Below are 13,848 nucleotides of genomic sequence, written 5' to 3'. Positions count from 1 at the left end.
GGAAATCCGCAAAAAGCGCCTATTTTGCGCCTCGACGTTCAAATCGAGACCAAACAAATTCGTCGTTTTATGCAAGTAAATCATTAACTTACAAGCTCCTGGCGTGAGAACGTTGGGACACTACTGAAGGACTTTAAAAACTAAAATACAGACTTTAAGATTCAATGCCACCACAGCAAGAAAATAACGGCCATCACATTTCCTACTACAGCGGCCACAACCCAAGTTTGTCAAAACACGTGAAACCCGCGTAAAATTGCGGTTTCGCGGGTGTAGCTCAATGGTAGAGCAGAAGCTTCCCAAGCTTACGACGAGGGTTCGATTCCCTTCACCCGCTCCATGTTTTCGTTATTCCACTATAAGTTCCTCCGCAAAGTCACCGTATGTCATCCAAAAATCCTCATTTACCTGAATCGTTAGACTCAGTCGAACCTACCGAAGAAGCTACCAATTTAGCTACCTCCAAGTCGATGTTTTATGATCCGAGCGAACATCGTATTCGTAGTTTTGTGACGCGTGCCGGGCGTGTTTCTAGCGGGCAGGCGCGCGCATTGGAATTGTTGGGCCCTGAGTTTTGTGTGCCTTATCAAAAGGCTGAACTGGATGTGGAACTTACTTTTGGACGTAGCGCGCCGACTATTTTTGAAATTGGTTTTGGCATGGGTGAAACTAGTGCGACGATTTCTGGCAGCATGCCGGATAAGAATTTTATCGGTGTGGAAGTTCATACTCCGGGCGTGGGGAGTTTATTGAAGTTGATTGGTGAACAGCAGTTAAGCAATCAGCGAATAATTCAACACGATGCGTTTGAAGTATTGACGCACATGATTAAGCCGAATTCTCTGGCTGGCGTGCATGTGTTTTTTCCTGATCCTTGGCATAAGGCGCGGCATAACAAGCGGCGCTTGATTCAACCGGCGATGGTGCGGTTAATCACTTCTCGTTTGGCGGTTGGTGGGTATTTGCATTGTGCGACTGACTGGGAAGAATACGCTGATCAGATGTTAGAGGTGTTGGGCGCTGAATCTGCTTTGCAAAATAGTGCGGAAGGTTTTGCGCCGCGTCCGGCTTATCGGCCGGTGACTAAGTTTGAGAATCGTGGGTTGAAGTTGGGGCATGGGGTTTGGGATTTGGTGTTTGTTAAGAAGTAGGATTTTCTAAGTTCGAAGTTACCTTTATTCGCTTCTATAATATCCAGTGCAAAAGTATGTATTGGAAAAATTATGAAGCCGAATCTGCCTAGCCGACAATCTCTTCGTTTAAAAGACTACGATTATTCTTTACCAGGTCTGTATTTCATTACCATTTGCTCTGATAGGCGAATTCCTTTATTTGGGCAGATCGCTGATGATCAAATGAGTTTGAATGGTGCGGGAGAAATGATCGCAAAACGTTGGATGGAATTACCTTTGCGCTATCCGAAAATTGAATTACATGAATTTATTGTGATGCCCAATCATCTGCATGGAATTCTTCAAATTAATCCGATGGTTAAAATTGTAGGGGCATCCCTTGTGGGTGCCCTTGGTATTAGCACCGAGAATAGTGAGCCACCAGTATCAACGAGTGCCCCTGTAGTAACGATAGGTCAAATTGTTGGTGCGTTCAAATCATTAACTACCAATGATTATGTGCAAGGTGTTCGTGATAATGGATGGCCGAAATTTAATAAAAAAATTTGGCAACGCAATTTTTACGAACACGTGATTCGTAATGAGAAGTCGTATTTGAGTATTGCCGAATATATTCAAACAAATCCGCAAAGATGGCTGGACGATATTTATTGTGTGCTTTGATTTAAATTGAATAGCCTAGCCTAAATTGTAGGAGTATCCCTTGTGGAGTCCCTTGGTATTACATCTAGAATATTTAACCAAGGGCACCCACAAGGGGAGCCCCTACAGAATTGGTATTCGGATTTTATGTTGTTCATTTACCCCAACGCCGTAACCAACTCCACAATCTGCTCACCATACGTCGCTAATTTTTTCTCACCCACGCCACTCACACCGCGTAAATCAGCTAATGAGCTTGGGTTTGCTTTGGCGATGTCGCGTAGAGTGCTGTCGTGGAAAATAACGTAGGCGGGCACGTTGTGCAGGCGGGCGGTTTCCATACGCCAGCTGCGTAATTTTTCAAAGACTTGCTGGCCTTCGGGTGATAGATCGGTTTCGTTGTAGCCTTTGCTGGTGCTGCGTTTTTGTTTGGATGCTTTTTGCGGTTTTTCGTAACGGCGCATTTGCACCGATTGCTCGCCTTTTAATACGGCGCGTGCGGTCTCGGTTAGTTTTAACGAATTATACGATTCATAGTCTACGCTGACGTAGCCTTGCGCAATCGCTTGGCGCAAAATGGCGCGCCATTCGGCTTCGCTGCGTTCAGATCCTATGCCGTAAGTGGAGAGCTGATTATGGCGCCATTGCTGGATGCGCTCGCTGTCCATGCCGCGTAATACGTCGATCACATGGCCGGCGGCAAAGCGTTGGTCTACGCGGTAAATCGCGGACAGTAATTGCTGAGTAACTACGCTGGCATCGAAGGCGATGGGTGGGTTAATGCAGACATCGCAATTGCCACATTGTGGATTTGCTCCGCTGTCGTTTTGGTCAAAATAACTGAGTAAATGACGGCGTCGGCAGTGGATGGTTTCGCAGAGTGCCAGCATCGCGTCGAGCTTGCTGCTTTGTAGGCGTTTGTAGTTTTCATCGGCTTCCGATTCGTCGATCATGCGGCGTTGTTGCACTACATCTTGCAAGCCGTAGGCCATCCATGCATTGGCTGCGCCGCCGTCGCGTCCCGCACGCCCGGTTTCCTGGTAATAACCTTCAATACTTTTTGGTAGGTCGAGATGAGCTACAAAGCGCACATCGGGTTTGTCGATGCCCATGCCGAAGGCGATTGTGGCCACCATGACGATGCTTTCTTCGCGTAAAAACCGTGCCTGGTTTTGGGTGCGGATTTTTAAATCTAAACCAGCGTGATAGGGAAGAGCGGTGATTCCGTGCTGATTTAAAAATTCAGCGGTTTCTTCCACTTTTTTACGCGACAGGCAATACACAATGCCGGCATCTTGCACATGCTCTGCTTGTAAAAAATCAAGCAATTGTTGCCTCCCGCTGGCTTTTTCTACGATCCGGTAGCGTATGTTGGGGCGGTCAAAAGAAGAAACAAACTGGAGCGCATTTTCTAGCTGCAAACGGCTGATAATTTCAGCTCGGGTTGCCTGGTCTGCGGTCGCAGTTAAGGCGATTCGCGGGATGTTGGGAAAGCGTTCGTGCAGAACCGATAATTTGATGTATTCCGGCCTGAAATCATGGCCCCATTGGGAAACGCAGTGCGCCTCATCAATGGCAAATAAAGAGATCGGGCAAACTTCGAGTAATTCTAAACAGCGTTGGGTCAGCAGGCGCTCCGGTGCTACATACACCAAATCCAATTCGCCCTTGCGCATTTTTTGTTCTATCGCCAAAGCTTGCTGAAAGGTTTGAGTTGAATTGATAAATGCGGCACGCACGCCGACTTCAGCCAGTGCATCGACCTGATCTTGCATTAATGCGATCAAGGGGGAAACAACGATGCCTACGCCGTTTCTGAGCATGGCGGGCAGTTGATAGCAGAGGGATTTTCCGCCGCCAGTTGGCATTAACACCAGCGCGTCGCCACCGCCGACTACATGGTCAATAATTTCTGCTTGAGAACCACGAAATGCGGGGTAACCAAAAACGCTCTGAAGTAATGCGAGTGCTGCTTGTTTCATTCTTGCCAATCTTTATCTATTTAATTCACGGCCTAGGGTCGGGTTGCCAATTCTAACTCAGACAGCCACATAATCGCCTCTTGTTTAGAATTACCGCACATTTCCAGAGACGGCTGTAAGCCTCCGCAGCAAGCCGGTCTTTCCGGGCTGGTGAATATGCCGCAGCGCATGTCCTCGCCTAGTTGTATGCAGCGTACGCCGGCTGGCTTGCCATTTGGCATGCCGGGGATGGGGGAGGAGATGGAGGGAGCGATGCAACAAGCACCACAGTTGTTGCGACAGGGTATTAGATTCATCACTCTAGTATACAATAGCGGCTATTCTTTCAAGCTAAGGAGTGCGATGACTAGTTCAAAATTAGCCAAGACTGGGCGTGGATTGACGCCAGAGCAGTTATTTCAAAATAATCGCGATTGGGCTGCCAAAATTACCGCACAAGATGCGGATTTTTTTGCGACATTGGCAGCGCAGCAAACGCCGGAATATCTGTGGATAGGTTGTTCAGATAGCCGTGTGCCAGCCAATGAATTATTAGGTTTATTGCCGGGCGAGTTGTTTGTACACCGGAATATCGCGAATGTGGTGGTGCATTCGGATTTAAATTGTTTGTCGGTATTGCAATTTGCGGTGGATGTTCTGAAAGTAAAGCATGTGATTGTGTGTGGTCACTATGGCTGTTCCGGCGTAGATGCGGCGTTAAAACGCCGGCGCATCGGTTTGGCCGATAACTGGTTGCGGCATGTGCAGGATGTGCATCAAAAACATGAGCGTTATTTGGGCGAGGCGTTATCAGATCACGTCAGACAAAATCGCTTATGTGAATTAAATGTGATTGAGCAAGTGGTTAATTTATGCCAGACCACCATTGTTAATGATGCGTGGGAGCGACAGCAAGAGCTTACTATTCACGGTTGGGTCTATGGGTTGCAAGACGGTTTGCTAGGGGATTTGGGGATGAGTATTAGCAGCCCGGAAATGCTGACTGCTAATTTGGCACAAAGTTTATCCGTTTATGAAAAGCCGCAGTTTGTTAAAAAACCACCAGCTCAAATCTGACTTTAAAAACAGTGTTCCGGCGCGGGGAAGCTACCGTCTTTTACCGCCGCCACATAAGCTTTGATCGCATCATCAATATTGGTTTGGCCGTCCATAAAGTTTTTAACAAAACGCGCTTTTTTGCCGGGAAAAACGCCTAGCAAATCATGCATCACTAATACTTGGCCAGAGCAATCAACACCTGCGCCGATACCGATGGTGGGAATTGCCAAGAGCTCGGTCACTTGCTGGCCGAGCTCTTTAGGAATCGCTTCCAACACCAGCAAGCTAGCGCCCGCTGCTTGTACTGCCAGCGCATCTTTTATTAATATGTCGGCAGCTTCCGTGGTTTTCCCCTGTACTTTATAGCCGCCCATCTGGTGTACCGATTGCGGCGTTAAACCTAAGTGCGCGCAGACTGATACTGATCGTTCCGTTAAAAATTGAATCGTCGGTGCCAGCCAGGCGCCGCCTTCTAATTTCACCATTTGCGCACCGGCCTGTATTAATTGCACGGCGTTGTGCATAGCGGATTCGGGTGTGGAATAACTGCCGAACGGCATGTCGGCAACGACTAAACAACGCTGGTTGCCACGTGCCACGCTGGCAGTGTGATACACCATGTCGGCCATACTGACCGGTAATGTGGAATTGTGGCCCTGGCAAACCATGCCGAGTGAATCGCCGATCAACAAAATATCGACCCCACAGCGATCCATCAGCGCGGCAAAGCTGGCGTCATAACAGGTCAGCATGGTGATCTTTTCCGCTTGCGCTTTCAGCGCGCCTAAGCTGGGAACAGTGACTAGTTTGCGGTTGGAATCTTGTAAATAGCTGGCCATGGTAATACTCCGAAGTCGGTTTTTAAGATGATTAACTTTAGCTGAAGTGGCGTGGATATGGTGAAAATCTGCGCGCCAAAACTTAAAACACGGCTAGTGTAATGGCTCTGGAAAAATTTTGTTTAATTTGGGTTGAAAATTGAATATCGGCATTTTATATATCCCATATACTTTTCAAAAAAATTAATGTATCCAATGGCTTTACCTGCCGTTAAATAGTTGTTTTTTGACTGTAGATTTTAATAATGAAGTGTCTTAATGAAACTTAGTGCATTTTTGAAAAAAAATGCTTTGGTATGCTGAGTTGGATTTTGGGAATTTTCGCTGTTGCTGAAATGGGCAAGATCTGCCAAGAAAAGAATTTACTCCCCAGTATGAACTGGGAAGTAAACGAACTGAGGACATTATGTTAACGTGAACCAGAAAAAATAATAACTATTAATAAATAACAACTGGATCAACTACCAACAGCTAAGTCCAGTAATTGCATTTTCGCTAGCATCTTGGTTAGCAGTAACTCCAGTATTGCTGATGGTGAAATCTCCGCATGGATCACCATTTTGTTGGGTAGTGGTGATGATTGATGCTATCGCTTTAAAGGTTGTAGTTGTTGCCGTTACGCTAAGCGAATAATAAGCAGTGGTGCCAGATTGAGCTTTTGGAAAAGCCGTGACACTAGAACCATACAAATCGGATGCAGTCTGGCTGTATTCATTATTCAGGCTATAAAATTTTTCTTCGCGGCTCGCTAAATCTAATAACGCTGTTTTGGCATCCGTTCGGTGTGACTTTTGCACGCTAGTGTTATAAGCAGGCACCGCAACTGCTACTAAAATACCGATAATCACGATAACCACCATTAGTTCAATTAAGGTAAAGCCTGCTTGCCGGTCTTTACCTACATGGTCTGAAAACTTTAATTTTGATAAATATTTCATGATGGCTTTTGGTTAATTATTGAGATGGTTCACGGTTGGTTAATTATGGAATATCAGCGAATTTCTAGCCAGCTAATACGACCAGTAGGGCTGCCATTGCCAGAACCGCCTCCAGGGTTAGGTGGTGGTGGATTAACTACTACCGTTTTCCCGCCGCCGCCCGCTAGTGCAGTGCCTAATGTGGTGACGTTGACTGTTGTGGTAACACCAGCCGCTGATGTCACGGTTCCTGTGGACTGCATTAATTGAACTGTACCCACACCGTTCAGTGATAATCCAACAACGTTAGCGTCTGTAGTATTCGTGTTACCAATGGCGCTGTTAAATATGCCAGCAGTTGCTCCACCAGTAGCAATGCTAATGCCATAACTGTAACCGGACGCTGCAGTAATGGTACAAGCGAACGCATCCGCTTGTGCCGGGATGATGCTGTTTACCCAAAAAATACTAGAGTATACCGTTGGGTTATAGATGATTTGTTCAGTGCTGTTCGGTAAAGAAAGCTGCCAGCCATAACTAGGGTTAGGTGTGGCGTTGGTGGTGGGAGCGCAGTTCGCAGCTCCAGGCCAGCAAACAAGGTTGTTCGTGGCGGTATATGCCTTGGTGCTCCCGCTGGTATTGGCTGTTGGGTTTGAGAGCGTGACAGAAGAAAGAACTTGCTGCGTTAAGGTAGACGTTGTGATCGATAAATTGGTCCCCGTCAAATATTGCACAGCACTGTTGTTATTCCAGGTTCCCAAATTCCAGTCCCAGATACCATATAAATTTTGAGTCTGGGTAGCATAAGTTGCAGCGCTACTTAAGGTTTGAGGGAGTTGTTGACCCGTCCCAAAATCAATCATAATTCGGTTGGTGTTATTCGTGTTAATAACGGAAGCGGTTACGGCAGTGGAAATAGGTTGTAGTGCTGAGGCCGTTGACGCTGTAAACAGTTTAAATGGTGTGGCTGAAGTCCAAGTCGTGGCATTATTGCTGGTTAAATCAAAGCGCCATACATTGCCTAATGCATCGCCTGCGTAGACATAATCGGTAATATGATCACCATCTAAGTCCGCGGCAGTAACATAGGCAATGCCGTTTTTAGTATTTTTTCCGGTTGGATCAGAACTGGCTGACGTGCCAGTATCGATATAGTAGAAAGAAACTGCGCCATTGGCTTGGGCAATTTCCATGACGAAAATTCCCGCAGTCCCAGAACTGCTATTTAGCCCATTACCAAAAATTGCAGCCCAGTTGCCATCATGTAAGCGGCGGATGATTGGGGTGCCGTAGATGCCACCCATATTTTTTCCACAGGTTGGGTTGCCAACGCAAGTTATATTGCTGTTTGTCCAGTCACCCATCACCAAGCTTGCAACGCTAGCATCTGTCAGTGATGAGCTTGGGCTAGTGATATCTAGCGCAAAAACATTACCGGCCGCAGTCACTGTTGGGCCGGCAATAATGCCGCCAGCATTACCGCCATCGCCTAAACCACCGACTAACCATGTATGCCATGCACCACCATAAAATAAATCTCCTGTACCTGGAGTTGCATCAACAAACGCATTGTGTGCGTAGGTAAGACCTGAGTAATCTAGTGAATTAGTAGTGGAGTGAATGGTACTAAGAGCCAAACTAGGGACATAGGCCATGATTTCCAGCCCATCATTGTTGGTTGAATTAAATGTGGTAGTTGTGACCCCTCCAGTCGAACTACTTGTCGATTGACCAGCTTCAAAACCGTGCAACATACCGTCATTAGCACCGATGTACACAACATTTAAGCGGCCTGCATTGTTAGATGCAAATGTCGCATAAGAAGTACTTCCTTCCGGCGCCGTGGCTGATGGATAAAGTAAATCTTTCCAGCTTTGGGTGAACGACGAACTCGGCCCCCCGACTGAAACGGGGCTGGAATTAATAATGTCGCCTAGCACGCTATAACGGGTACGGAAAGTATTGTTAGCTTCGTTGGTTCGGACGCCACGTAAGTAGTCGACGCGTGCGGAACCTAATTGGTTGTTACTCGGATCTCCAGCATTGAGTGCAGTTGATCCGGCTAAATTTGCTCCCGTAAAAGCTATCCCCGCCGAACCGTTCCAAGTTGCAATAGCTCTGGCGGTAGGAGCTTCAGGCGTATTGGTTCCCCCAGTCGTAGCGCAAACTGGATTCGGTAAATTATTTGCTGTACCAGTCAATTTGCAACTAGCATCCCATGTGGCGTTGGTGTTGATCAATCCATTGCTGCTTGGTACGCCGATAACGATGTTACCGTTGGTTAGGACGGTGAGCGGGGTGGCAGTAAGTGAACCTGTCCAGAAGGTTGGGTTATATGAGGCCAAATAAATTTGACTTCCTTCATTATTTTCAACTTTATTAGCCTGCGGCACGTTACCGGCAGCCGAGCTGGATGATTCAGTTATTTGTGCAGCTTTAAAACAGGTAATTTCATGCACGTTGCTACCACCACCGGTACCTGCCGTGAAACCATATAAGAAGTTGGCTGGGATTGGACCATTATTTACTGCAGACGAGCCTGTTCCAGAACCTGTAATACTTTGATTGGAAATTACCGGTACATACACGCCTTGATTGTACGAATAGCTCAGGCTTAGCAAGCCAGTTTTGGTCAGGGTGAGTGTATAAGAAATTGGAGTGCCACTGGTACGACTTGCGTTGCTAATTGCTTCCTGGCTATAAATTAAGTTAGCACTAGGTAATACATTGTGCGCCAGCATCGGGTAATCCATCACGGTAGTTGTCGTCGTGGTAGATGTCGCGCTTGTGGTGCTAGGCGTTAGAGTTGACGGCGTGCCACCATTGACGGTTTTAGTTACTGTAGTAACTGTAATCGGCGTGGCAGTGAGTGTATAGGTCGGTTTAGCGCATAGCGAGGTGAGTATTGCGTTTGTGGCGTAATTTGTTGAGGTTGAGGAAGTACTTGTCAGCACCGTGGTGGATGTCGACGTTGTCGTCGACGTCGATGTCGTTCTATTTCTTCCAGAGCCTGTTACTGTTACTACGGGCGTATATGAATATGACAGCGAAGTGGTCGATGTAGGTGCACTCGTTGTTGCGGCAGAGTTGTAATTTAACGAATTGATCATTGCTGCGGTAATATTTCCAGCGCCGCGTAATGAAACTGTATTCGGTGAGCGTACATTGAATGCATTGGCATCAGTGAGACTACCATTATCCGTATTGTTGGCAAAGTTACCGAATTCATCAATACCCAATCCGATATAGCCGCCCGCCATACCGCCACCTTTACTTGAAGAGCAGTCATACCCTAGTGAGCCACCAAAAGAGCCAATGGTGAGTGGGTAGCTGGTTAGCGTGGTGGTGACGCCAGATGTTGATGTTGACGTGGTAGTTATTTGCGTTGTTACCGAGGCATCCGCTAAAAAAAACTCCATACCATCTGCACCACTATTGGTAGCGCCATTGTTATAGCCATTACCGCCGTAAGTCACCGTATTAAAGGTAATTTGAAGACCTTCAGAGCTTGGAAAGGCTGAGGTGCTGATAATAGCGCCGGTTTCATTATTACCATTTGAGCCGGTGGTAGTGTCACCGTTGGTTAGGCGTAAAGCCCCTCTGCCAGATGGGTCTGGTAATGCATTGCCTGTGTTGCCGCCAATAAGTTTGGAGCCTAAGTTTAGATAGTAAGAATCGCTGGCCCCCCCCGAGGTTGCACAGCCAGGAATTGTGCCGGCCGGTGTTACGTTGGCAGCAGGAGTTGAACCGGATGGTGCAACGTAAGTGCCAGCTGTAAGGCAAGCACCACCGGTTGTTGTCCAAGTCTGATTTGTTGAGCCAGTGTTGAAATTTTCCGTCACAGTTAGCTGTGCAAACGCGTACAACGGTAATAGGCTAGCTAATGATGAGGCACACAACAGCCCAATTGATCTCTTATCCATGTTGCTTTACTCCTTGATATTTTAATGATCCAGCTAAATATGATTCAACTTAATTAGGGCCCACTTAATGAAGTCGCAGTAGGCGTAGTGGAGGGAGTACCGCCAGAAGTTGCCGCGCTTCCAAAAGCAAAATAACTTTGTACTATGGCCACTGTGCTGTTTGCCCCGCCATAGCCCACTGCTGTTACTTCATAAACCGTCGAGCCGTTAGAACTGGGGTTTGGTTCTTTATAAATATAAATGCCAGGAGCCTTCGAATAATTTACATCGCCGCCAGTTTGTGCTCCCCCTCCGCTTTTGATCGTCATGGAAGATGGCGTATAGCCTGTATACAGCGGTAGACCTAAAATGGTGCTTGCTGAGGTGCCGGGGTCGTAGCTTGTGTTGCCGCCACAAACTGTAATAGCCGAAGGCGCGCTAGTTGGGCAGCCGCTAGAAACGACAGGTGGTGGAGTTGTTGTCGAGTTTATCCACCATTCAGCGTAGGACAAGGCGTCTTGCGCGCTTTGGAAGGCACGTTGTTTTTCACGCGTGTTCCCTGCAATTTTTTCAAACAAATTATTGCCGCGAAATATGCTTAAAGCCACTATCGTCATCAGCAACATAATAATCAGGCTGGCGATTAAGGCTACGCCGCGTTGATTTTGTTGGGTAGGGTGGTGTGGGATATTCATCATGATGCACGCATTATATTAATTGTCTGAACCCAGGCAGTCGTCGTGGTGGGCGCGGTTGCTAAGTTGAATACATTAGCGACATAAAAGTTAAGGGTGATTTGTACGGTGCGTACATTGGGCCAAAGTGACGGGGAACTATTATTTAAAGCTGTGGCAGTTAAATATGAGCTTGTGGTTCCCGTGCCTAACACGTCAACCCCATATAGTATGGTCATACTTGCTACGTTGCTGGCAAGTACGAGCGCACTAGTAGTGCTACCAGTGGTACCGCTAATAATCGGAGTAACGGCGCACACTAATTCATTCTTACTATTTATTGTGAAACTGTTGATAAAGACAGTGGAAGTGCCTGTGGTAGCAGGTTGACCTTGGCAGTTAATAACGCCGTCATTTCCAGAGGATTGGTAGTACACATTGAGTGAATCACTAGTACCTGTGGTCGGATAAGTATTCTTGCCGACAACACCTATGCCGTTAGAAAATACGGAACCATCTGTATTGGTATATGCAGTGGCTTGGAGGCTTGCGAGGGTTGTAGTAAGAGGGCTTGCAAAATAACCAGCCAATTCCACCGTGTTGGTTAACATCACTAGAGCCAACCGCTCGTTATCTTGAAATTGCGCCAAACTGTTTTGTGATTTTGACGTACTGTACATGCTTAAAAAAACCTGGCTTAGACCTAAGGTAATGAATAAACCAATGGTCACTGCCACCATTAATTCAATCAGGCTAAATCCATTTTTCCGCAAGCCGGGTGCCATGGAAGCATGTGGCGAAAAGGTTAAATTAGTCATGGCTGTACGTATAAGTAATAAGATTGTGTCGTGCTCGAACTATCATTTACTGCATTGTTATTCATTCCCAACTGTCTTTCTGTCCAAGTAGTTTCAATTATGCAGGTGGTGGGAAAAGTACCAGTGGCGGAATTGGTATTAGCACAGGTGATGGTGGTTTTATAAGCGGGAACTTGTGGGTTCATTTGGGCCATCCAGGTAGTAATATCGTACGCAGCAATTTGTATTGGAGTGCAAGCTGTTGTGGTTGATGAACATCCACTGGAAGCTACAGTGCCAAATGAACTTGGGAGTGTCGTACCGCTCAATGAACATGCTGAATTGCAGGGAGGTGTGGTTGCGGCCGCGGTTGCGGTTGCGCCTGTCTGCCAGTAAGTTTTGTCACCATGCATTATTGCTGCTAAGCTAAGGCTTTGAAGTGCAACCAACCCGCGCGCACCAGATACTTGGGCGTTTGCAATGGATAAGGCTTGCATCTTCGATAGGCCGAGCAGCCCGATGGCAATAATGAGAATTGAAATCAATACCTCCAGCAGGCTAAAGCCTTGCTGGTGTTTTGTTGAGCGTAATTTTATGAACATGTGTTAGTACCTTGTCCAGTGGCGGCTGTTTGATTATGGATTTGAATATATTGACGACCCGATACATCTAGCCATAAACACCGGGTTGCGCTGTTATTAACTGGGGAGTTGTCTAGCGTAAATAATAGCCCGGCACCTGCCGTAAGGCCTGGAACAAAACCATCGCGGTTAAAACTAACTGTGTGCACAGATGAGTTTGCACTGCCGGTTGAATTTGTTAAGGTATCAGTGGAGGTAAACGCATTTTGTACACGTAGCAGGGTAGATGTGCTTGCCGCATATGTTTGCGTGGCACTATTTGTAGTTGTGCTACTAGTACCTGAATCTGAATAAATTATCCACCCATTTTGCCAATTATTAGAAGTGCCACAAGAGACTCCTGTTGTGAGGGGGGGAGCTGGTAAGGCACATATAGTCACGTATTGGCCCTCTCTAATCGCTTCAGAACGGGCGTATGCCATATCATTTAATAAATTGGTTATTTCTGTTGATGCTTGTTGGGACTGAAAAGCTGATTTGAATTGGGGAACAGCAACTGCCAGTAAAATTGCCGCGATCGTCATCGTGATCAATAATTCGACCAAAGTGAATCCACCGGCTCGGCTTGCCGGTCTGAGAAGTTTGGTGAACGACCAATGCTTAAATGATCGATATTGAATTAAAAACATGTTGGTTTCCCGATGTGTCTATGTGATGCGTTATGGTGATAAGTAATTCTACTTACCGTTTAACATCAATATACATTGATCTAAGGAAACATAATATCCCGTTGGTCAGCTGAAATTAGCCGCTTGTCTTGGTAATTTCAGCTTTAAGGGTTTTGTTTTTAATGTTTAAGCAATTTTTTGAATAACTTGATCGCACAATGCCGGTAATAGAGTGTGTGCCGAACCGAAGTCAGGAATGTTGATCTCAGGCGAGATTTCTAGCAACGGCACCATTACGAAGGCGCGTTGCGTCATGCGGGGATGAGGGACTTGCAGGGTAGCAGTGTTGATAGTGAGCTGTTCATACAGCAGTAAATCTAAATCAAGCGTACGTGGTGCATTTTGATAGGAGCGAATACGGCCAAATTGCTGTTCTAAGTTTTGTAACTCGGAAAGTAACTCGGTTGGGCTGAGTTGCGTGTGTAGCTCAACTACGGCGTTAACATAATCATCACCATCGGCATCCATCGGCGCGGAGGTATATAGGCTGGACGCCTGCGTGAGCCGAGTCGATGGTAGTGCGCCGAGTGCCACAATTGCTGCGTTAATGGAATCTTGCGGGTCGCCTAAATTAGCACCGAGTCCAATATAGGCGATACCTTCTGCTTGTTTCAT

General features: G+C 46.6%; 13 protein-coding genes and 1 tRNA gene. 4 read left to right on the top strand and 10 right to left on the bottom strand.

What is annotated here, in order from left to right; translation table 11 throughout:
• Positions 1–266 precede the first annotated feature (266 nt).
• The 3 genes from S2091_RS21635 (at position 267) to S2091_RS21625 (ending at position 1,796) form a co-directional block, all read left to right on the top strand.
• Positions 267–340: transfer RNA gene (locus S2091_RS21635), tRNA-Gly, on the top strand.
• A 43-nt stretch (positions 341–383) separates the two neighbouring features.
• Positions 384–1,151 carry a tRNA (guanosine(46)-N7)-methyltransferase TrmB gene (trmB, locus tag S2091_RS21630; protein ID WP_105534055.1) on the top strand — a complete coding sequence of 256 codons (768 nt, stop codon included), beginning with the start codon at positions 384–386 and terminating at the stop codon, positions 1,149–1,151.
• Positions 1,152–1,223: 72 nt separating this feature from the next.
• Positions 1,224–1,796 carry a transposase gene (locus S2091_RS21625; protein WP_105534054.1) on the top strand — a complete coding sequence of 191 codons (573 nt, stop codon included), beginning with the start codon at positions 1,224–1,226 and terminating at the stop codon, positions 1,794–1,796.
• A 137-nt stretch (positions 1,797–1,933) separates the two neighbouring features.
• Here the strand turns inward: S2091_RS21625 and recQ are convergent, their stop codons facing one another.
• Together recQ and S2091_RS21615 are read right to left on the bottom strand one after the other, a co-directional pair.
• The gene (recQ, locus tag S2091_RS21620) at positions 1,934–3,757 is read right to left on the bottom strand and encodes a DNA helicase RecQ (protein WP_105534053.1); all 1,824 of its coding nucleotides are present in this window, start codon (positions 3,755–3,757) and stop codon (positions 1,934–1,936) included.
• Between the two features lie 32 nt (positions 3,758–3,789).
• Positions 3,790–4,053 (bottom strand): YkgJ family cysteine cluster protein, encoded by a 264-nt coding sequence (locus S2091_RS21615; protein WP_105534052.1) that lies wholly within the window; start codon positions 4,051–4,053, stop codon positions 3,790–3,792.
• Positions 4,054–4,099: 46 nt separating this feature from the next.
• Here S2091_RS21615 and can point away from each other — a divergent pair, with 46 nt between their 5' ends.
• Positions 4,100–4,813 (top strand): carbonate dehydratase, encoded by a 714-nt coding sequence (can, locus tag S2091_RS21610; protein ID WP_105534051.1) that lies wholly within the window; start codon positions 4,100–4,102, stop codon positions 4,811–4,813.
• Positions 4,814–4,815: 2 nt separating this feature from the next.
• Here the strand turns inward: can and panB are convergent, their stop codons facing one another.
• The 8 genes from panB to folK form a co-directional block, all read right to left on the bottom strand.
• The gene (gene panB / locus S2091_RS21605) at positions 4,816–5,634 is read right to left on the bottom strand and encodes a 3-methyl-2-oxobutanoate hydroxymethyltransferase (protein ID WP_105534050.1); all 819 of its coding nucleotides are present in this window, start codon (positions 5,632–5,634) and stop codon (positions 4,816–4,818) included.
• A 461-nt stretch (positions 5,635–6,095) separates the two neighbouring features.
• On the bottom strand, positions 6,096–6,572 hold the full coding sequence (locus S2091_RS21600) for a type IV pilin protein (protein ID WP_105534049.1): 477 nt from the start codon (positions 6,570–6,572) through the stop codon (positions 6,096–6,098).
• A 53-nt stretch (positions 6,573–6,625) separates the two neighbouring features.
• Complete coding sequence (locus tag S2091_RS21595; RefSeq protein WP_105534048.1) at positions 6,626–10,474, bottom strand: PilC/PilY family type IV pilus protein; 3,849 nt, start codon at positions 10,472–10,474, stop codon at positions 6,626–6,628.
• 53 nt (positions 10,475–10,527) lie between these two features.
• The gene (locus S2091_RS21590) at positions 10,528–11,151 is read right to left on the bottom strand and encodes a pilus assembly PilX family protein (protein WP_105534047.1); all 624 of its coding nucleotides are present in this window, start codon (positions 11,149–11,151) and stop codon (positions 10,528–10,530) included.
• Positions 11,148–11,945: a PilW family protein gene (locus S2091_RS21585; RefSeq protein WP_105534046.1), complete on the bottom strand. Its 798-nt coding sequence runs from the start codon at positions 11,943–11,945 to the stop codon at positions 11,148–11,150. Before S2091_RS21585 ends, S2091_RS21590 begins: the two co-directional genes overlap by 4 nt.
• Positions 11,942–12,526 carry a prepilin-type N-terminal cleavage/methylation domain-containing protein gene (locus S2091_RS21580; protein WP_105534045.1) on the bottom strand — a complete coding sequence of 195 codons (585 nt, stop codon included), beginning with the start codon at positions 12,524–12,526 and terminating at the stop codon, positions 11,942–11,944. Before S2091_RS21580 ends, S2091_RS21585 begins: the two co-directional genes overlap by 4 nt.
• A complete protein-coding gene (locus tag S2091_RS21575; protein ID WP_105534044.1) occupies positions 12,517–13,194 on the bottom strand; it encodes a GspH/FimT family pseudopilin in 678 nt (225 codons plus the stop codon). The genes S2091_RS21580 and S2091_RS21575 overlap by 10 nt, the downstream gene beginning before the upstream one ends.
• Before the next feature lie 165 nt (positions 13,195–13,359).
• Positions 13,360–13,848, bottom strand: a complete 489-nt coding sequence (gene folK / locus S2091_RS21570) for a 2-amino-4-hydroxy-6-hydroxymethyldihydropteridine diphosphokinase (RefSeq protein ID WP_105534043.1) — start codon at positions 13,846–13,848, stop codon at positions 13,360–13,362.

The sequence above is a fragment of the Solimicrobium silvestre genome (assembly GCF_002976435.1).
Taxonomy (GTDB): Bacteria; Pseudomonadota; Gammaproteobacteria; order Burkholderiales; family Burkholderiaceae_D; genus Solimicrobium; species Solimicrobium silvestre.
This window is presented reverse-complemented; position numbering and strand designations above follow the sequence as displayed.

Coding starts and splice junctions, on each gene's coding strand:
- trmB (WP_105534055.1), top strand. CDS start 384: ATGTCATCCAAAAATCCTCATTTACCTGAATCGTTAGACTCAGTCGAA.
- S2091_RS21585 (WP_105534046.1), bottom strand. CDS start 11,945: ATGACTAATTTAACCTTTTCGCCACATGCTTCCATGGCACCCGGCTTG.
- S2091_RS21595 (WP_105534048.1), bottom strand. CDS start 10,474: ATGGATAAGAGATCAATTGGGCTGTTGTGTGCCTCATCATTAGCTAGC.
- panB (WP_105534050.1), bottom strand. CDS start 5,634: ATGGCCAGCTATTTACAAGATTCCAACCGCAAACTAGTCACTGTTCCC.
- S2091_RS21625 (WP_105534054.1), top strand. CDS start 1,224: ATGAAGCCGAATCTGCCTAGCCGACAATCTCTTCGTTTAAAAGACTAC.
- S2091_RS21615 (WP_105534052.1), bottom strand. CDS start 4,053: ATGAATCTAATACCCTGTCGCAACAACTGTGGTGCTTGTTGCATCGCT.
- S2091_RS21580 (WP_105534045.1), bottom strand. CDS start 12,526: ATGTTCATAAAATTACGCTCAACAAAACACCAGCAAGGCTTTAGCCTG.
- S2091_RS21590 (WP_105534047.1), bottom strand. CDS start 11,151: ATGATGAATATCCCACACCACCCTACCCAACAAAATCAACGCGGCGTA.
- folK (WP_105534043.1), bottom strand. CDS start 13,848: ATGAAACAAGCAGAAGGTATCGCCTATATTGGACTCGGTGCTAATTTA.
- S2091_RS21575 (WP_105534044.1), bottom strand. CDS start 13,194: ATGTTTTTAATTCAATATCGATCATTTAAGCATTGGTCGTTCACCAAA.
- S2091_RS21600 (WP_105534049.1), bottom strand. CDS start 6,572: ATGAAATATTTATCAAAATTAAAGTTTTCAGACCATGTAGGTAAAGAC.
- can (WP_105534051.1), top strand. CDS start 4,100: ATGACTAGTTCAAAATTAGCCAAGACTGGGCGTGGATTGACGCCAGAG.
- recQ (WP_105534053.1), bottom strand. CDS start 3,757: ATGAAACAAGCAGCACTCGCATTACTTCAGAGCGTTTTTGGTTACCCC.